Source organism: Cellvibrio sp. PSBB006, assembly GCF_002162135.1.
Classification (GTDB): domain Bacteria; phylum Pseudomonadota; class Gammaproteobacteria; order Pseudomonadales; family Cellvibrionaceae; genus Cellvibrio.
Map to the genome: position 1 here is coordinate 759,132 of NZ_CP021382.1, position 18,939 is coordinate 778,070.

General features: G+C 43.2%; 15 protein-coding genes. 5 read left to right on the forward strand and 10 right to left on the reverse strand.

The genetic code is table 11. From position 1 onward, the window contains the following. The first annotated feature begins 2 nt into the window (after positions 1 to 2). A complete protein-coding gene (locus tag CBR65_RS03350; RefSeq protein ID WP_087465534.1) occupies positions 3 to 932 on the forward strand; it encodes a carboxypeptidase-like regulatory domain-containing protein in 930 nt (309 codons plus the stop codon). Continuing rightward, positions 932 to 1,489, forward strand: a complete 558-nt coding sequence (locus tag CBR65_RS03355) for a hypothetical protein (RefSeq protein WP_087465535.1) — start codon at positions 932 to 934, stop codon at positions 1,487 to 1,489. Before CBR65_RS03350 ends, CBR65_RS03355 begins: the two co-directional genes overlap by 1 nt. A 17-nt stretch (positions 1,490 to 1,506) precedes the next feature. Here the strand turns inward: CBR65_RS03355 and CBR65_RS03360 are convergent, their stop codons facing one another. After that, positions 1,507 to 1,941, reverse strand: a complete 435-nt coding sequence (locus CBR65_RS03360; protein WP_087465536.1) for a DUF6491 family protein — start codon at positions 1,939 to 1,941, stop codon at positions 1,507 to 1,509. 412 nt (positions 1,942 to 2,353) lie between these two features. Between CBR65_RS03360 and CBR65_RS03365 the strand changes: the two genes are divergently transcribed. Continuing rightward, positions 2,354 to 4,132: a cellulase family glycosylhydrolase gene (locus tag CBR65_RS03365; protein WP_087465537.1), complete on the forward strand. Its 1,779-nt coding sequence runs from the start codon at positions 2,354 to 2,356 to the stop codon at positions 4,130 to 4,132. A gap of 244 nt (positions 4,133 to 4,376) precedes the next feature. Further along, the gene (locus CBR65_RS03370; protein WP_087465538.1) at positions 4,377 to 5,885 is read left to right on the forward strand and encodes a cellulose binding domain-containing protein; all 1,509 of its coding nucleotides are present in this window, start codon (positions 4,377 to 4,379) and stop codon (positions 5,883 to 5,885) included. Between the two features lie 74 nt (positions 5,886 to 5,959). Here the strand turns inward: CBR65_RS03370 and CBR65_RS03375 are convergent, their stop codons facing one another. Further along, the gene (locus CBR65_RS03375; protein WP_087465539.1) at positions 5,960 to 6,385 is read right to left on the reverse strand and encodes a hypothetical protein; all 426 of its coding nucleotides are present in this window, start codon (positions 6,383 to 6,385) and stop codon (positions 5,960 to 5,962) included. Positions 6,386 to 6,688: 303 nt separating this feature from the next. Here CBR65_RS03375 and CBR65_RS03380 point away from each other — a divergent pair, with 303 nt between their 5' ends. Further along, positions 6,689 to 7,591 carry a carbohydrate-binding protein gene (locus CBR65_RS03380; RefSeq protein ID WP_157671958.1) on the forward strand — a complete coding sequence of 301 codons (903 nt, stop codon included), beginning with the start codon at positions 6,689 to 6,691 and terminating at the stop codon, positions 7,589 to 7,591. 289 nt (positions 7,592 to 7,880) lie between these two features. Here CBR65_RS03380 and CBR65_RS03385 read toward each other — a convergent pair whose 3' ends face one another. The 8 genes from CBR65_RS03385 to CBR65_RS03420 all read right to left on the reverse strand — a co-directional run bounded on the left by CBR65_RS03385 (position 7,881) and on the right by CBR65_RS03420 (position 18,877). Beyond that, positions 7,881 to 8,951 carry a type 1 glutamine amidotransferase domain-containing protein gene (locus CBR65_RS03385; protein WP_087465540.1) on the reverse strand — a complete coding sequence of 357 codons (1,071 nt, stop codon included), beginning with the start codon at positions 8,949 to 8,951 and terminating at the stop codon, positions 7,881 to 7,883. A 69-nt stretch (positions 8,952 to 9,020) separates the two neighbouring features. After that, the gene (locus tag CBR65_RS03390; protein ID WP_087465541.1) at positions 9,021 to 10,247 is read right to left on the reverse strand and encodes a HAMP domain-containing sensor histidine kinase; all 1,227 of its coding nucleotides are present in this window, start codon (positions 10,245 to 10,247) and stop codon (positions 9,021 to 9,023) included. Beyond that, positions 10,225 to 10,917 (reverse strand): response regulator transcription factor, encoded by a 693-nt coding sequence (locus CBR65_RS03395; RefSeq protein ID WP_087465542.1) that lies wholly within the window; start codon positions 10,915 to 10,917, stop codon positions 10,225 to 10,227. The genes CBR65_RS03390 and CBR65_RS03395 overlap by 23 nt, the downstream gene beginning before the upstream one ends. Before the next feature lie 259 nt (positions 10,918 to 11,176). Then, the gene (locus tag CBR65_RS03400; RefSeq protein ID WP_087465543.1) at positions 11,177 to 11,944 is read right to left on the reverse strand and encodes a thioesterase II family protein; all 768 of its coding nucleotides are present in this window, start codon (positions 11,942 to 11,944) and stop codon (positions 11,177 to 11,179) included. 73 nt (positions 11,945 to 12,017) lie between these two features. Further along, positions 12,018 to 14,255 (reverse strand): ABC transporter permease, encoded by a 2,238-nt coding sequence (locus CBR65_RS03405; protein ID WP_157671960.1) that lies wholly within the window; start codon positions 14,253 to 14,255, stop codon positions 12,018 to 12,020. Positions 14,256 to 14,354: 99 nt separating this feature from the next. Continuing rightward, positions 14,355 to 15,635 (reverse strand): efflux RND transporter periplasmic adaptor subunit, encoded by a 1,281-nt coding sequence (locus CBR65_RS03410; protein WP_087465545.1) that lies wholly within the window; start codon positions 15,633 to 15,635, stop codon positions 14,355 to 14,357. Between the two features lie 81 nt (positions 15,636 to 15,716). Then, entirely contained in the window at positions 15,717 to 18,152 is a 2,436-nt protein-coding gene (locus CBR65_RS03415; RefSeq protein WP_087465546.1) for an FtsX-like permease family protein, read from the reverse strand. 17 nt (positions 18,153 to 18,169) lie between these two features. Further along, on the reverse strand, positions 18,170 to 18,877 hold the full coding sequence (locus CBR65_RS03420) for an ABC transporter ATP-binding protein (protein WP_087465547.1): 708 nt from the start codon (positions 18,875 to 18,877) through the stop codon (positions 18,170 to 18,172). Positions 18,878 to 18,939: the final 62 nt, after the last annotated feature.

The following is an 18,939-nucleotide window of genomic DNA, read 5'->3' on the forward strand; positions in this document are numbered from 1 at the left end:
ACATGACAGAACTGGGAGAGGGCGTAGCAGTTCCCGTATCGAAAAAAGCCAAAGATGGAAAACTACTTGTAAAGGTACTCGATGCCTGTACAAATGATCCCGTTGAGGGCGCCGACGTTACCGTAGGCTCGGATAAAAAAACATCCAACAGTTCTGGCGAGGCTTCTTTTGACAAGTTACCTGTCGGAACCCTTCCGACAAAAGTAGTAAAACATTTTAAAGATGCCGATTATTCAACATTCCTTGTGCATTACCCGAGAGTGATGCGCTCTCACAAAGCCAAATCCACTGTGTTGGATTCGCCCTCAATCAAGGAAGGTATAGAGACAAAAACGGATATTCTGCTTGAAGTATACAAAGTTCTGGATGAAATAGTTTTTCATCGGCGCCACATAGATATAGGTGGTTCGGACAAATATGGTCACTGGTGGTCAGTCTTCGCCCCTAATATGAGTTTTGGTTGGTGGCCCAAATACCCAGTCGGGCATCACTTGAATCGCCGCAGCACCCCGCCTGTTGAACCCGCCCCTTTGTCGAATAATGCTGGCTGGAGAGAAAAGGCTTCTCATATGTTTGCTACGGCGAGCTATAAAACGGCGTTGGCAATTTTTGAAGCCAAAGAAGGAGGGGTAGGGCAAACGCTCCGGGGAGTCGATGGTGAATTGAATGGTGTAACTGCATTCGGTGGTATTGCGCGTCCCGGTATGTATGTAGATCCCCATGCGGGCGGGGGTGATAGCGGTAATGAACAGTATTCTCCTGTCATTAAAGAATGTACAGATATCATGTCAATAAGGACATCCGCCGAAGCATTCTCTACCTCATATTCCGGCGATTGGTCCTGGAGGTTTGAAGCGGGGAATCATTGCCATACTTTTCAAAAAGCGCTTATGCGCCATTTACATTTTGATAAGTACAAAGTTATTAAATAATGAAAGCCGCCATTTATATACTTGCGCTCTCATTCTTATCTATTCTCGGTTGCAGTGGTGAGGAAATGGAAGGTTTTATTAAAACGCAGAAAAACGAAATGCAGTGCCAGGTGTATTTCTTTAAAAGCTGGGCGACATACAGTCATCCGGTAAAACCTGTGGACGCAATAGACTACACAGAATCGATAAAGCGCGGAAAATTTTATAGAGCCTGGATGTGTGACACCAAGGAAAGCCGCTCGTTGTTTGTCTTGTTTGAGGGGATAGAATTATCTGGATTTAATCCGCAATTAGTTCCCAAGACCGCTGAGGTATATTTTTATTCTGTCATGCGCAACCAGCAGGCCGATCCGGTTAAGGGAAAAAAGATTACTCCGGAAGATACACTCTACGAACAAGATTATTTTATAGCTTATATGCAGAATGGCGAAGAGCACATTCAATATGCTAAACAGGCTGTTAAACTCCGCTATGAATATTTTTATAAAGATTCAGGTGCGCTGGATAAAGTAATTATTACCAACGCGCTGGGTGAGACAAATACACTGGAATACTAAAAGCAGGGATGGTTTTTCTAGCGTTGCGCATCGGAGCGCAACGCTTCACGTACCTTGACCGCCTTATCATAAGCCTCGAAAGCGGTGTCGCGATTATCAAATTCAAAAATTTGATTTATCGCGCATTCATTATCTTGCGTAATAATCTTATCGATACGTCCGCCACATATCTCGCTGAAACCGCCGCTGAACATAACTGCCATGGAGGTTTGGAGATCGAAACATCCGGGATGTACCGTAGCGATGTAATAATCATTGTCAGCATCAATATTAACAACATTATCCTGAACACCGTAGCCTCGTATATCACTCGTTCTTACGCAGGCGCGACCATTCTGCCCAGTGGTCTCGCGCAAGGTATCAGAGATGCTCGGCAAATTATGGTCCACGGATGTACAGGCTGCTAGTCCAATGAGGAACGGGGTAAGCAGATATGGTCTCATGGTTTCCATAGAATCCTCCGTATGTCTTTGCCACTTTTGTTAGTGCGGGTCAGAGGAGTTTATTCGTGAGTAGACCGATATGCAATTTAACATAATATACATTATGCGAACTAATATATAATTTAAGAATTTCATTTGAACATACCTTTTCAACTTCGTAGACAGCAGATTATGTTAAAGAACACTTGATATATTTCCATATATAAAAAATATTCCACATGTGATTCACATCTCATAATAAAACTTTCGTCGTTTGATCCAACACCTTCTCCGTCTGACGGGTTGGCAGATCGTTACTATATGGTCCCGCAGACTATTTAGCTGTAATTCTTCTCTTAATGATGTTCTGCGAGTTCATCTCAATCGAAGCATTCTGCTTCCGATGTCCTTAAAAATTTAATAACGATAGGAGAACAACCTGATGAATACCTCACGATTGAAAGCGCTGGGCCTGGCGGCCTTGCTGAGTACGGGGTTGGCGGCTAGCTCGTCAGCTTTGGCTCAAGCCAGTTGCAACTATGTAGTCACCAACAGTTGGGGCGGCGGCGCGACGGCAGCTATCGAGATAACCAACAACAGCGCTACCGCCATCAACGGCTGGAACGTCAGTTGGACTTACAACAACAACCGCGTTACCAGCAGCTGGAATGCCAACGTCAGTGGTAGCAATCCTTATTCGGCAACCAATTTAAGCTGGAACGGCAGTATTCAGCCTGGTCAAACGGTCTCGTTCGGGATGCAGGTAAATACCAACGGTGCCGCTGAAACGCCGGCGGTAACCGGCAGTATCTGTGGTGGTACTCCCGCGTCTTCTGCGCCAAGTTCGAGCAGCTCATCTACACCGCCAGTCAGCTCATCGTCCAGATCCAGCACACCGGGTTCATCCGTTGCAAGTTCTGCCAGCAGTTGCGCCAGTAACGGCTCGCAATGCAATTGGTATGGCACTAACTACCCACTTTGTAATACTACGCAAAGCGGCTGGGGTTGGGAAAATAATCAGAGCTGTATTTCACGCAGTACCTGTACCAGCCAACCTGCCCCCTTTGGCATTGTGGGCGGCGCTGCATGCCCGGGTTCAAGTTCATCCTCCAGCGTACCGCCGATTAGCTCCAGTTCATCATCGGCTCCACGTTCTTCCAGCAGTGCTTCAAGCGTCACTAACCCGGGTGGGATGACCAGTGTTCAGTTGACCCAAGTGATGGGTGTGGGCTGGAACCTGGGTAATTCCCTGGATGCGATCGGTGGCGAAACTGCCTGGGGTAATCCGATGGTGACCCAGCAATTAATCAATGCGGTGAAAGCAGCCGGTTTTGATACCTTGCGTGTGCCGGTAGCCTGGAGCAAGTTCTCCGATCCAGCCAACTTTGTTATCCAAAGCAGCTGGATGGATCGTGTTGAACAAGTGGTTAACTACGGCTTGAATGCGGACATGTACGTCATCGTGAACATTCATTGGGACGAGGGTTGGATGCAGCCCACGTATGCACAGCAAAATTACGTTAACAATCGTTTGTCGATTATGTGGGAGCAAATCGCAACGCGCTTCCGCGATTACGATGAGCGCTTGTTGTTTGCTGGTACCAACGAAGTCATGGTAGAGGGCGATTACGGCACACCGACTGAGGAGTATTACACGGTACAAAACAGCTTTAACCAAACCTTTGTCGATACTGTGCGTGCTACCGGCGGTGGTAATGCCACGCGTCATCTGGTCGTACAAGGCTTCAACACCAATATTGATCACACGGTAAATTTTGCTGATATCCCGGTAGATACCGTTGCGAATCGTTTGATGATGGAAGTGCATTACTACGATCCGTACAACTTCACGCTTAACGAAAACAGTAGCATCACGCAGTGGGGCGCCATCGCAACAGATCCGAACGCCACCGAAACCTGGGCCAATGAATCGTGGGTTGATGCACAGTTCCAGCGCATGAAAACCAACTTTGTTGATCAAGGCATCGGCGTCATACTGGGCGAATACGGTGTAATCTCTCGTCCGAACGTGGCCAATCACGAGATTTATCGTACCTATTGGAACGAGTACATTACTGAGTCTGCGGTGAACCACGGCCTGGTCCCGGTTTACTGGGATAACGGTTACGCCGGTAATGCAGGCATGGCAATCTTTGACAGGAATAACGGCAATCAGCTGTATCCCAACATCATTGATGCGATTGTCAGTGCCGTAGAGTAATGCCCTGCTCCCACGAACAGTGGGAGCTTTTAATATGTCGGCCGCCGACTATTTATGCGTGATACCCATCACGCCAATCGGCGGCCGGTTTTCGTTTGGGAATTTCTTTCCTTACAATAGGTCGGTCTTTATGAAAGTGGCCGCCCTGCTCCACCGCAATCACAACATGTGCCGCTGCAATACCCACACTGCATAGATTTCAACGACGACCTTACATAATTTCAACGGTTGAAAGGAGTTTTCTATGCGCTCGGCTACGTCTTTTCTCACATCTGTCAGTCTGGGGTTATTCTCCTGGCTGGTCAGTTCTGCCAGCTTCGCCCAGGCAAGCTGCGAATACATCATTGCCAATGAATGGAATGATGGTTACACCGCCTCCATACGCGTAACCAACACGCAAACCTCTGCCATTCAGGGGTGGCAAGTTAGCTGGCAATATCAAAGCAATCGCGTCACTAACAGTTGGAATGCGCAGGTGAGTGGCACCAATCCCTACAGTGCCAGCGATATGGGTTGGAATGGCACTATTCAACCTGGACAAAGCGTGGAGTTCGGTTTTCAGGTTAGTAAAAATGGCGGCTCTACCGAGCGTCCCGCGGTGACGGGCAGCGTTTGTAGTGGTGGTGGCACGGCCTCGTCAGCAAGTCCGGTTTCATCAGCCAGTTCGGTGGCGTCCTCAAGCGTGGCTTCCAGTACCGCGCCTGTTTCCTCCAGCAGCACGCCAATCAGCAGTCGATCCAGTTCCAGTGCACCGACGCAAGGCGGTTCGCAATGTAATTGGTACGGCACGCTCTATCCCCTGTGCGCCAACCAAACCAGCGGCTGGGGTTGGGAACAGAACCGCAGTTGTATTGGCCGCGACACCTGTAGCAGTCAACCTGCGCCCTACGGCATCGTCGGTGGTGGCTCCAGTAGCCCGGCGTCCAGCTCACCCTCTTCACAGCCAGCTTCATCATCCAGTGTTGCCAGTAGTGTCAGCTCTGCAAGCTCCAGCATTGGGCCGATCACCGGCGGATGCAGTGGTTATGCGACGCGTTTCTGGGATTGCTGCAAACCCCATTGCGGATGGTCGGGCAATGTTCCCAGTGGAATGGAGCCAATGAAAAGTTGTGGCCCAAATAACCAGGTGCTGTCTGACCTTGATGCGACCAGCAGTTGCGAAGGTGGCAACGCGCACACCTGCTATGGCCTCGCGCCTTTTGCCGTGAATAACACGCTGTCTTACGGTTATGCGGCCACGTCCAGCGGCGACGTGTGCGGACGCTGTTATCAACTGGAGTTCACTGGCCAGTCTTATAATGCGCCCGGTGATCCAGGTTCGGCGGCGTTAGCGGGCAAAACCATGATCGTGCAGGCAATTAATGTCGGTTACGACGTGGGCGGTGGCCAGTTTGACATCATGGTTCCCGGCGGCGGTGTTGGTGCATTTAATGGCTGCGCGAATCAGTGGGGCGTTTCCAATTCGGAGCTGGGCGCGCAATACGGTGGCTTCCTTTCAGCGTGTAAAAGCGAGTTGGGTTACAACGCGACGCGCGAACAATATAAATCCTGTGTAACGAGTCGTTGTGACAGTGTGTTTGGTTCGCGCGGTCTCACCGAATTGCAAGCCGGTTGTCGTTGGTACGCGGATTGGTTTGAAGCGGCGGATAACCCTTCCCTACGCTATCGCGAAGTTTCTTGCCCGGCGGAATTGATTAATGCGTCGGGTATGAATCGCAGCAATCTGGGAGGCATCAGTAACAGTTGTAATTAATCTATTTTGAAATGATTTGCAGTGCTCCGCTGAATATCGGAGCACTGCATTTCATCGTTAAAAGTTCATTACCATTATTCAGCTTTGCATTCGCCAAAAATATATCCACCCCCTTGTTGAGCGCGTTTCTCGATAACGAAATAGCCATGTTCACAAAACTGCGTTGTAGCCAGAATTTCTTCCAGTCTCTCTGTTAATGCTGCGTCTGCATTCTTTTGCATGCGACTTCCCATTTGCTGGGCTTGTTGTCTGCCGCCAGCGGGGAAACCTCTATCGCCACCCTCCCCTCCGGGGCCTCTTCTCATACCGCCGCCACCGCCCGGTGGGCCACCACGCCCCATGCGTTTATTACTCGCATCCAGTGCGACCTCGTAACGAAATTGTTTCATGTCGGCATCGTTGATACTGGTTAAAAAACTTTCGGAAAATATGGGTTGCGATGTGGAGGCACATCCGCTTATCCCGATGATCAGTGTCAGGGCTGTGAGTTGCTTCATCATAATTCTGTCCTGCGTTGGCGATGCCAACAGGCAGCGCCGGTTTGTGTCAGAGCCATGTGGCCGTTGATTGAGGAAGAAAGTGTATGCCAGCGAGGCAACTCAAAATGTGGAGAAAGTATGGAAGTTATCCCGAATGAAGTTCAATGCCAGAATGCGTCGAAAGTATTAGAAGTCGCAAGATAAGTATCACTTCTGATAATACCCCTACTCCATCCTTAAACGGATTTACCGTGGCGGACAGGAGGCCAATGCTTTTCGCCACAAAAAACAAAAGTAAAAACAAACTGAATCGAGGTGATTCTCATGATGAAAAAGGCAATGGTTTGGGTGGGAATGTGTTGTGGCATGTTGTTGTCGCTGCCGAGTCTGGCGGCGGTAAATTGCACCAATTTACCGACCTGGCAAAGTGGTACAGCGTATAACGGCAATACAACGGTGAAACATAATGGCAAGTCCTACACCTCACAGTGGTGGACGCAAGGTGCTAATCCGGAAACCCATTCCGGCCAGTGGCAGGAATGGAAATACAATGATGTTTGCAGTGGTTCTACGCCATCAAGTTCAAGCAGCTCATCATCCACGCCGGTTTCTTCTTCCTCCAGCAGTGCGACTAATCCAGGCGGTTCATGCCCAACGTGGAGTGCCGGAACCTTCTATTCGGCGGGTACCGTGGTGAATTACAACGGCGCTTTCTATCTCGCTGAACACGATAATCCCGGCTATAGCCCAACCATCAGTACCTGGTATTGGGACCCGGTTGCATCTTGTCCGGGCGGAAGCAGCTCATCGTCCAGCAGCTCTACACCGACCAACGATTGCGGCACCGATTGGTATGAAGCACGGCTGACCAACTATGAGTCTTATCCGGACCCCGGCAGTGATGAATGTATTTATTACAACGGTTGCCAATGGGCGGGGTATTTCTACGGCGTGAATGGTCAACAACCGGAATCCTGGGTAGAGGCCAACAATATCATCGCCGTGCATATGAAAGACTGGAATTGGTTGGGCCTGAAAACCCTGAATCTGCGGCAGGGGAATCGCCGCATTACCGGTAAAGTCTATGACGCTTGTGCTGATTCGGATTGTAACGGCTGCTGTACAGCCAACCTCGCAGGCGATGGTTTCCTGATTGATGTTGAAAAATACACCATGCAGCGTTTTGGTTCCGGCGATGGCATTGTGGAGTTCCAGGTCTGTTATTAATTAAAAATTATTTTTTGTAGTGCCCCTCTATATCCCCGCTTCGGCGGGGATTTTTTATTCCCGTATTCTCTAACATTTGTCACTCCATATCTGATATGAAGCGCTAAACACAACAACGGAGAAATTTTATAGATATGCGTATGTATATATCAAAGAGCGGGCATTAGAATCAATTATATTGGCATTGGCAATAAGAATACTGGCACGAATAGGTTCCAGTGAATTTAATACCCATAAAACAACGATAAATAGTTCCACTATCGTAGAAAAATAAAGCAATATCAGATTGCTATTTAGGACGCAAACTCTCCGCGAGAACTATCAATTTCACAGCGTTCTCTACATCGTACTTCATTGCAGCTACAACCGCATGCATTAAAACCAGATGGCCATTATATTTTTCAGGGGATCCTTTAATAAGATTCTCAGCAGCATTCAGCCCCCCACTATAAAATTCTTGTAATAACGAAACACTACGCTCCTCTCTTGTTAGTTTCCGAGGTTTAGGTTCATATCCTATTTTTTTTACTACTTCTTCTGCTATAGACCAAGTCGACCATGGGTTTTGTGCGGTAATCAACTTGCCACTGACACTAACTTGGTTAAGGTAATCGTTAGTCGAAAAAAATTGTGCTCCTCGCTCTTCCAGCTTCTCTTGGAGTAAAAAAGGAAAAATAGATCTAGCATCTGGCATAAGCAGTAACTCTTCCGATTTGGTAAATGCGCTGATGGCTCTACCACTTACCAACCATTCATCCTGAACTTTTACGTTTACTAACGCTGCCGGCCCGTGACAAATAGCTGAAATAACTTTTCCTTCAGTGTAAAACTTATGGATTAAGTCTTTTATCGCTGGATTATCTGGAAAATCAAACATGGCACCCTTGCCGCCAACAAAATACAAGGCAGAGTAATTATCTGGATCAACATCGCTCACTTTTATCGTGGTTTTTGCTTTTTTCTGGGCCGTGATATCGTTAAGAAAAGCATAGTCATATTCGTTCATATCCTCATCATCTATTATCGCATGAGGTTCATCACCTTCAGGGCTAGCTATGTCGACCTCAAAACCATTTGCACTAAATACCCAATATGCACGAGCCAATTCAGATAGCTCATAACCGGTTATTTTTCCAGTATCGCCCAACTCCCGCGTACTGGTGACAATAGCCAAAATTTTTCCATGTGTGGGTATGGGTCGATCTCTCAAATAAGAGATATCTTTAACCTCAGTTGCAGCCAGCGCTCGCAATGCTGAATCAGAGGGAGTAAATTCGCCAACCCAATGGATGAAAAAACTGATTGCAATAGTCATTAAAATAACGATACAAGCGGCAATAACAGCTAGCTTTTTAAGCATGATTCTCTCCCGATTTCATATGCTCAGCAGATATATTGGGTAATGCAAGGAGAAATTTAAGTGAATTTTTCAGGGTTTCATTTTAATACGGAACTTCTGATCGTTACATTCAACGTGAAATTGCCAGCCGAAGTGCTCAACAATTTTCGCCACTAGATATAATCCTTGGCCAATTCCAGAGCTGCTGTGGCCTTTCATTCCGGCTCCTATTAGATCATCAATAGGTGGGTTTTTATTATTGTTTTCAAATATCAGCCATCCATTTTCTTCAAAGATGGACAGCACTGGTGTGCTAGCATGCTCAGCCGCGTTGCGTAACAAGTTGATCAGTATTATTTCGAGTAATTTTGGATTGGCTGGTAGTTTGTAGTCGTCAGGAATCGTAATCAAAATGTCGAAATTCTTCAACGAAGAGTCATGGCACCGCAATAATGCTTGCTCTACTGCAATTGCAGCACGGCAGATTTGTTTATCCAGCGCATCTTTTCGCGCCAACGCGAGAAGGATATCAACAGTTTGCTCCATTTGATTACAAGCTGATTTAATTTCAAGCATATCTCGGTCAGAAAAACCGCGCTGAGAGATTAAAGCACAGGTGTTTTTCATCACCGTTAATGGTGTTCTTAATTCATGGCTTACATTTCCTGAAAAAGCTTTTTCGTTTTCCAATAGCACTTTCAACTGATCAAAACTACTTTGCATAGACCTCGAGAGATAGCCCAATTCGAAAGGCAAGTTAGGTAAACGAATGGTATTATTGGGGTTTTCGTTTAGTTTTACCGCGTTTGCTAAGATAATGATAGGATTGACAATTTTTTGCGATAGCTTGATCGATATTAGTATTGTAATAACAATTGCAATGAAAATACCACATAGAAGTGATTCAATAATAATAGGTTGTCGAGTGACAGCCAATAAATCGGAAACTTGAGCTAATAGATAACCTGTCTCGCCTTGCAAATTTAATTTGTGATAATGATAGTGAGTGCTGCTTTCGGGAGTGAAAATTTCACCTGATATTTGCTTTCGGTATGCGCGCTGCTTCGCCCATTCAGGAAGGTCTTTCATATTAGGATAGATATTAATAAAGGATGGGGTGCTCTTTGGCAAACTAAGATTTTCAGCGTAATAGCGCTCATAGTCTTTCGTCAACTCATCCAATAAATTAGAAAGAGTCATATCTTCAACTATATAAGCAGTAACTACAGCTAACGATGAAAAAGCCAAGCTTACACAAAGCGTCAGACTTATCAATATCAGAAGAGTCTGGTGTCTAATACTCCGAATCAGATTCATCTGGCAACTCAAGCTTAAAACCCATGTTCATTACGGTTTTTAATAGAGGTTTATCAAAAGGTTTATCCAGCACCTTTCGTAAAACATATATATGCGATTTGAGCGCGTCACTATTCGGTGGGTGATCCCCCCATAATTGGTGCGAAATAAAGGTCCGGGATACAGCCTTAGGATAGGATTTCACAAGGATTTCCAGAATACGGAAACCAATATTAGTTAAATCCAATATGACGGTTTTCCGCTTTGCGACTTGGGTGTTGGTATCCAACTCTAATTCCCCTACCGACAGTATTTTGGGCTGGTGTAATGATTGACGTCGAGCAAGCGCTTGGCAGCGCAATACCAATTCTCGCAAATCAAAAGGTTTGGTCAGGTAGTCATCCGCCCCGTGATTAAAGCCAGCAGCCTTATCTCTAAAGCTATCCCTTGCTGTTAGCATCAAGATCGGTGGATTGACATCAGCAAGTTGTTTGATTTCGGCACAAACCACAAGACCATCCCGATCCGGCAAATTGAGATCAAGCAGAATAACATCATATATTTGTTCAGTAGCAAGCCGCACTCCCAAACGGGCATTATGAGCATAATCGATCTGCCATTTATGGCCTGATATAAATTCCGCTATCTGGCGGGCAATCGTTTGATTATCTTCTATTAGTAGAACTTTCATGGGGGTACAATCATAAAATGAATAGCTTGGAATAGTTAATGTGAAATAGCGGTGAAATTTAAAAAAAGAGTGTATGGCCTAGTGGAAGCTGCAGATTCGCAGGAACCGATTTGGCAGGCATTTACAGCTATGGCGCGTCTCTCCCTATCTCCGAAATTTTGATGCTCTATTAGCGCTTCATCCTGCGATCCTATAATCTGCCAATTACATTTATAGAAAAAACTGTTGATGTTTAGGCGAACCTAAATTAAATAATGGTCTAAAGCTCCATGTCATAAAGCTTGGTTTTTAAATGGGCACATATTCCAACCAATTCAGATAGAAACTCATTCTTATTTTCACTAACAAAAAAGTGATTTCCTGGGAAAAATCTAGATCGATAAAGATTCTGAAAATTCTGCCCCCATAACATCATTTCCTCTATGGATACATGCTGATCAGAAGTACCACCAAATATAGAAACATCAAGAGGAAACCTGGAATTATCCACGGATTGATACTCATCCAGCATAGAAAAGTCCGCACGTAGTGCGGGCAGAAGTAATTCCATTAGATTTCTATCTTGAAGAATAGTATCGCTCATACCGTTGTAACGAGAAAGAGAATCAATGAAATCATCATCGGGTAAGGTATGAATAGGAGGAAATCGTTTTATTGCCCTAGGAGCTGGACTTGCTATGGCAATAAAATGGCTGGGAAGATCAATACTTTTTTTCTGGAAGAATCTCATTAACTCAAATGCTATCTTGGTACCCATGCTATAGCCAAGAAATATATAAGGCTTTTCCAGTAAATCAATTATTTCGATAGCAATATCATCAACCAATTTTCTTAAGGAACAATATGGTGGTTCAAGTATTCTTGCGCCATGTCCAGGCAATTCAATCGGCACTATATTGGCGATGCCGGAGAAATTATGGCCCCATGATCTATAAAAAGATGCATTACCTCCGGCATAAGGAAAACAAAATATATTAATATTGTTATTTTTAGTATCTTTATGATTAAAAAACTCCGTTCGTTTCATAGAAAAATCCAGTTAAGAATATATTTGTAGGTAGTTTTACTCGACGAATAACATCCCAAAATCCGATATACTCCTAATCTAACCCTCCCCCTTCTAGAATAAATATCAATGCTCCACCAAAAGCAATTCCTAGCGGCAGTGAGAAAATCAAGATGGCAGCTCCTTTCTTTATCAACCAAGATATAAAAAAGCTTTCTCTTTGTCCTGAAATTTCAATATGCTTTTTGCGAAATCTAATGATGGAGAACAGCATGCTGCCTATTCCCAGCGTCAGAATAATAAAGCTCCCTACGAGGAATAATACATAACACCTTTCAATAAAACGCATCGGCGCATTGTTCAACATAATATTCGACTTAAGCGAATTTATTTGAGCAACGTGGAATGAAGAATCTATTTCTTTGAACTTATGTTTAACTTCTAAAAAATAATCCGACGGATTTCCATCAACTTTAATGTAAATGAAATTATTCTTATATATATCTTCGTAGTTGTTAGCTTGAAAAACCGAACCTATGTATCTTTGAGGACTTGAGAGTGGCGCGAGAATCAAATGAGGAATCACGCCGACCACCTCCATATTCCTATTTTCAGATAAGCCATACAAAGAGAATTGTTTTCCTATGGGGTTTTCATCAGGCCAGAACCATTTTGAGAATGACTCTGACACAACCACTTTGCTTGTCTTTGGCTGCTCATTTAACGATATATTCGCATGCCCAAACTTTATAGGGATTTCAAACGTCTCAAAATATTTTTCGTCAATTGTTACCAGTAGAGCAGTGCCCTCTGTAGGATTTTTATTGCTCAATTCTTCTTTTTTAATAGTGACGTATCGTTCTTCAAAAACATGGCTTCCAGGTGATGAAGAAGCTGCGGAGACACTGATAACTCCATGAATCATCGATAATGAATTCAAAAGCCTAATATGAAAATCACGATGTTTTTTTATAAGTACGTTATCAGGGGAAACAAAAGGAAGGTTGTAGCGAACAGCAATGATCGACTCTAAAGAGGCACCATATTTAGTTTGTGAGGTAAACTTGCTGTTCAATACAAGGAGTGCCGAAACGATGGCTAAGCCTATAACCAAAGATATCGCCAATGACATTATTATTTTTACTTTTTTAATAGTATATTTTTCAATTTTTTCATCTGGTGAATTGGTGCAGAGCTTCAAATTTAGGAGCCTGGCTTTTGGAAGCCAAAAGCAAAATAGCGGGATAATAACTGTGAGGACAGCAGACAAGAAAATTATATTCCCATCCACTTTAGTCTTAAACCAAAAAGGAGTAGGATCAACCACTTCATATAATAGAGAGTTTATAAGATCCGTTACGGAAGCAATAAAAATTAGAGCAATGATTACAGTTAATAAAGACAATACAGATCCGTAGATGAGATATTTTTTTGCAGATATATGCTGGCCAAATTTTTCTTCGAAAACAAGTGTTCTTCCATACACAGATAACCCGGATATAACCAACACCAGGAAAGAAGAAAAAATAACGGCGACATAGACGTGAGTTCCATTTTTTAAATATGAGCTTTTTACATCAGCAACTCTAAACCCTTGCCTAAGCGATGATGGGATTTTCTTATTTTTATTTTCGCCCGCCAGCTTATCTAAACGTAATTTAGCGTCCTCAATGGACACATTATCTTGCAAACGCGCTATAAGCGCATATTTTCTGTGTTTATCTAATTTTTTTAATTTAGATGATAATAAGATCCATACATCTGAGGCTATTGGGTATTTGTATTCTTTTGGCATAACAGCAACTATTTCTTTTTCGGTACCTTGGACCAATATTTTTGATCCAACAATATCTAAGTTTTCTGCATATATGTTTTTCCATAAATTGAAACTAATAACGACTCTTTCGGTAGATGCCTCTAAATTAATCTCGCCTAAAATAGGCTTAATTCCAACTATCGTGAAAAAAAGTGGATCTACGCTAGTCCCCACTACAGTTATTGGGCTTGTCCCTACCCCTATAGAAACAAAATCTTCTTCACTGTATCGTGCTACGGAAGAAAGAAAATTCTGCTTCTCAAGAAGGTTTTCAACATTCTGAAATGTTATACCATTTGAATATTCATTATTTTTTAATGATGATTCTATGATAACCAGTTTTTCTTCGTCATCTAAATTTAATGTCTTAAAGGCAATGGTGTTAAATACCAAATAAGTAACAATAAAAATAGAAACACCAATAAATAAAATTAGAAAAGTTATAAATGATTGCAGCGGCCGACGAACTATTTGATTTAATGCGAGATAAATATCGTGTTTTAAAAAGCTATGCATTAGCTTCTCCATGATAGTCTTTTCTTATATCCGTAAAATTCACAGTATAGAATTTTTTAACCTCTTTTTTGAAAAGACAGATAATATACGACGGTTTGATTACCTTAAGAAAAACTGCTCTTTGTCAATCCATGCTGTTGGTTCGGACAGCACAATTTGATCTTTAGGCAACAGACCATCAATAATCTGAATTTTTTGTACACTGGCCTTTCCGAAGGTTACGCGGATACGCTCTACACGGCCATTCTCAGGCATCACTTTATATACCCACCCCTCCTTGCTAGCGTGTACAAAAGCTGGACGTTGCACGAAAAGGGTGTTTTCCAATTTTTCGATGGTAATTGTGGAATCTACGTTTTGATCTGCACGAACTCCCGCCGGCAACTCATCATCAATATCCACTTCTACCTTTACAGTACCATTTTCTACAGCACCGCCTATTCTTCTGACATGACCTGAAAATGATCCATCTCTATTACGAATTACCGCCGATTGGCCCACCTGAATTTGAGAAATTTCATCTTGGCTGATTTTTATTTCCGCAACAAAAGTTTCATTACTAGCAATTTTAAAAAGCGGTGCTCCTCTAATTACTTGCTCACCAATTTCAACGGAAAGCTCTTGTATCAATCCCTCGTGCTTAGCAACAAACCGAAGGTTTTCAAATCTACTTCTTAGTTGTTGAAGTTTAAATTTAGCTTGATTAAGTTGACTCTCTAAAACATTGATATTTGAATCATGATCATTGTCAATTGATGTAGCTTTTTCTTTCTCTAGCTTTAATTGAATTTTTGAAAAATCCAAACTTCTAATAAGGTTTTTCCATTGCATTTCTCCCATCGAATTATGATTTCTATCACGTAAGCTTTGCTCTGTTGCTATCTGACTTTCCAAACTATAATTATTACGCTCCAAGTCGGCTATCTTAATTTTTTGATCTAATATGGCTTGAATTTTTTCTGACTTGGCTTTCTCAAGATTTCCTTCCAATATAGGTATTTCCCATTTTTGGGTCTCTAGTGCCTCTTCCAAAACTGGATCCGAGAGCAGCATTATCTCTTGACCAACCTTAACAATTTCTCCAGATTTAACATAAATAGCTTTAATCGTTGCTACACTTTCTGCACTAACCCACCAACTATAGCGTGGCTTAAGCACACCAGATCCACGAGCCTCAATAGAGAACGCGCCGCTTTCTACAGTTCCAAATGTCAGCTCTTTACGGTTTACAGAAGTAGCGCCAGCACGGGCAGACAGGTAGTTGACACTAACAATAATTATAACGATTGCAGTAATAACCCACCAGAACCGCTTGAATAACGGAACAATATTCTCTTTAGAAAAAAAATAAATCTTTTTTTCAGGAATGATTATATCCATCTAAATACTCCAATTAAGTAATCAAATCCGGCTTGTAAACCTTAAAAGCCGGATTTTCCATAAAAATACTTTGTTGCTAACCTATTCAACCCGCAGCGCATATATGGGTTCATTTCTAATGGCATCCCGGGAGGGTGCCCAAATTGCGAGCCCGGTTATAGCCACATAAAACACTACCCCCGCGAAGAAGACCACCGGAATTAAAGCACCAATTCCATTGAACAACTCCGTCTGGGTAATGAGCAAATAACAAAAAAAGGCCGAAAGTAAGACACCAACAATTAAACCAACAATTACCGGCGTCCAGCCTTCTTTAACCAACCACCAAAGAACTCGATTATTTGTTGCACCCAAGGCTCTGCGAATACCGATTTCTTGTTTCTTCTGATTAACCAGCAAAGACATAATCGCATAAATACCCGTCATTGATAAGGCAAGTGCGCCTAAACCAAATGCTGCAAAAAATGAATTAAGAATAGTTAGCTGTTTGTTTTCTTTTTGGATTGCACCGTTCAGTGAATCTATTTTCGTAAATCCAACGTCGGGGTTAATATTATAAAATACGTCCTTGAGCGCTTTCTGATAGGCATAGGGGTCTCCGTCAACGGTAACTAATATTTGTTGGATAATATTTTTGCCTTTATTATGATTTGCAAACACGGTACCCAACTTCATATCGGAACTACCTACTTCGGCAAGTACCACATGGGAAACCACACCGATAACCTCCAGCGCCATTTTATCGGCATCCTCGGGAATTCCCGAGCCAAAACGCTTTCCTAGCGGATCTTGGTCGGGCCACCATTGTTCGGAAAAAGACTCCGTGATAAGGACCTTATTGGTTTCCGAGTGATCATCCAGATCGGTAGGATATCGCCCAGCTATTAATTTAATTCCCAAAGCATCAAAATAATATTCATCTGCCATTACAAAATATGCCCTGCGATAATGGGTCCAATGGGCGTGTTTTTCACCGGTCTCATGAAAAACCTTTGGCCATGGCTCTTGGCTCGGAATGGCATTTGCAAAACTCACATGCTTTACGCCCTGGACTGCCAGCAAAGCTTTTCGTAAAGAAGTCTGAAGTTCATGGCGTTTTTCTTGATGCCCGACACCTGATAGATCTTCCGGAAGTGTGTAGTTCGCAAAAAGCACTTGCTCGGTTTGGATGCCGAAATCAATCTTCGAAAGACGGTCATTCGTGATGATGACAATAGAAGATGAAATTACCAGAGCGCTTGCGACAATGATTTCGAAAGAAACCAACATCTTCATCAACTTTCCTGACTGCCGGCTTTGCGCACCACGCGTACCACTTTTAAGCACATCATTAAAGCTAACGCCAGATGCTTTAGTCGCGGGATATAAAGTGGATAAAATGGTGGTGATTAATATAATTAATACTGCAGTTAATACTGTTTCAACATCAAGATCAAAGTTGTACCAAAATGGTATGGGCTCTCCGATATTCGCGAATAAATTATTAATCATCTCCAGATACCAATCCACCAGCAACAGGGCAATAATTCCCGCAAAGGTGGTAAGGATTAAGCTTTCAAGCATCATTTGTAAAATAATGCGGACTCGCTTAGCTCCCATTGCCATACGGACAGCAATTTCTTGCTCTCTTTCCCCCATGCGGGCCAGTAACAATCCTCCCGCATTCGCACACGCCAACGCCAAAATTCCGAAAACAGCTATCAACATAACCTTAAAGGCTGACATGTTATTCGGGCCTGTTTCATACATGATGACAGGCTCAATGAATATGTTCCTACCCTCGTTTAATATTGGATATTGCTCTCTCAAACGCTGAAATATCAAAGACGCACGTTTATTGGCTTCACCTACAGATACTCCTTCTGCTAAACGGCCAACCATTGTATGAGTTCTTCTGTCGCCACGCTGGAATCCGGAGAAATCATCAATTAACGGGATCCATATTTCGAACGCACTTGGGAAAGCATAACCCTTCGGCATTATTCCAACAATTTCGGTTTCCAAGCCATTTATTCGGACAAGCTCCCCGACAATGCGCTCTTTTCCTAAAAATGTGGACTGCCAGAGATCGTAGCTAATAACCGCCACTTGGGGTGCACCAAGCAGGGTGTCTGACTCTAAAATAGCTCTGCCCTTTAGTGGCTTGACACCAACCACATCAAAAAAACTTGAATCAACTTTAGCGCCATTTAGTCCCTGAGATTCATTATTAAATGCCAGCGAAATGCTGCTCGATGAAAAAAAAGCAATGCTTTTGAATATCCCTTGGCTATCTTTGATATCTCTAGCCTCGTACGGATCCAATTTTCCTTTATCCCTGCGCCCATCTATCAACAAATCCCCCAAGACCAACTCGTGCTGATTGGGCAAATCCAGTGATTTAAACGCAATAACATTTAAAAAAGAATATGTACTTAAGGTAACAAAAATACCAATAAGCAATACGGCGAGGGTCAGCAATGTATACCCGGGGCGAGATCGCATTAAACGAAATGTGTAAATAAAATCCTGCTTCATCGTACGTATCCTGTCAATTATACCGAACCCACAAGCTCTAAATCTTCTGCAACAATGCCGTCGAGAAGCCGAATATTGCGTTTGGCTGTATTAGCAGAACGCGGATCGTGGGTAACCATACAAATGGTAGATCCTTCCTGATTCAATAATGCCAACAGTTCAAGAACGCGATCCGCGTTCTTCGAGTCAAGGTTACCTGTGGGCTCATCCGCAAAGATAATACTGGGTTCGGTTACCAGGGCTCGTGCAACAGCGACCCTTTGTTGCTGCCCTCCGGAAAGCTGCCCTGGGAAATGCTTGGCCCGATGGGACATATCCACTTTACCGAGAACAGCGTTGACCCGTTCGTCTATGTCTTTAGTTTTCAATCCTTTCGTATAAGTTAATGGTAACGCTACATTTTCATGTACTGTTAGATTACTTATAAGGTTGAACGATTGAAAAATAAACCCTATGTGGTTATTTCTGATGAATGCTCGTTGATTGGCGTCCAGATTAATGACATCTATACCTTTCAGCTTGTAAGCGCCGCCGTCTGCGACATCCAATAATCCTAAAATCGATAGCAATGTGGATTTTCCACTTCCGGATGGTCCAGTAATAGCGACAAACTCCCCTTTATTTATTTTTATATTAACGCCGGCGAGAGCATAGGTTTGCATGCCATCACTTAGGTATGACTTTTTAAGGTCATTTATTTCAATCAACAGTTCTTTATTGTTCATATTTTCCTTCATTTATATTTATCGATAAATTGTATTATTTAGGAAGATTCAAAAGCATTAAG

Bases quoted from the DNA above. Each gene is read 5' to 3' on its own strand.
- CBR65_RS03350 (WP_087465534.1), top strand. From the start codon at position 3: ATGACAGAACTGGGAGAGGGCGTAGCAGTTCCCGTATCGAAAAAAGCC.
- CBR65_RS03355 (WP_087465535.1), top strand. From the start codon at position 932: ATGAAAGCCGCCATTTATATACTTGCGCTCTCATTCTTATCTATTCTC.
- CBR65_RS03360 (WP_087465536.1), bottom strand. From the start codon at position 1,941: ATGGAAACCATGAGACCATATCTGCTTACCCCGTTCCTCATTGGACTA.
- CBR65_RS03365 (WP_087465537.1), top strand. From the start codon at position 2,354: ATGAATACCTCACGATTGAAAGCGCTGGGCCTGGCGGCCTTGCTGAGT.
- CBR65_RS03370 (WP_087465538.1), top strand. From the start codon at position 4,377: ATGCGCTCGGCTACGTCTTTTCTCACATCTGTCAGTCTGGGGTTATTC.
- CBR65_RS03375 (WP_087465539.1), bottom strand. From the start codon at position 6,385: ATGATGAAGCAACTCACAGCCCTGACACTGATCATCGGGATAAGCGGA.
- CBR65_RS03380 (WP_157671958.1), top strand. From the start codon at position 6,689: ATGATGAAAAAGGCAATGGTTTGGGTGGGAATGTGTTGTGGCATGTTG.
- CBR65_RS03385 (WP_087465540.1), bottom strand. From the start codon at position 8,951: ATGCTTAAAAAGCTAGCTGTTATTGCCGCTTGTATCGTTATTTTAATG.
- CBR65_RS03390 (WP_087465541.1), bottom strand. From the start codon at position 10,247: ATGAATCTGATTCGGAGTATTAGACACCAGACTCTTCTGATATTGATA.
- CBR65_RS03395 (WP_087465542.1), bottom strand. From the start codon at position 10,917: ATGAAAGTTCTACTAATAGAAGATAATCAAACGATTGCCCGCCAGATA.
- CBR65_RS03400 (WP_087465543.1), bottom strand. From the start codon at position 11,944: ATGAAACGAACGGAGTTTTTTAATCATAAAGATACTAAAAATAACAAT.
- CBR65_RS03405 (WP_157671960.1), bottom strand. From the start codon at position 14,255: ATGCATAGCTTTTTAAAACACGATATTTATCTCGCATTAAATCAAATA.
- CBR65_RS03410 (WP_087465545.1), bottom strand. From the start codon at position 15,635: ATGGATATAATCATTCCTGAAAAAAAGATTTATTTTTTTTCTAAAGAG.
- CBR65_RS03415 (WP_087465546.1), bottom strand. From the start codon at position 18,152: ATGAAGCAGGATTTTATTTACACATTTCGTTTAATGCGATCTCGCCCC.
- CBR65_RS03420 (WP_087465547.1), bottom strand. From the start codon at position 18,877: ATGAACAATAAAGAACTGTTGATTGAAATAAATGACCTTAAAAAGTCA.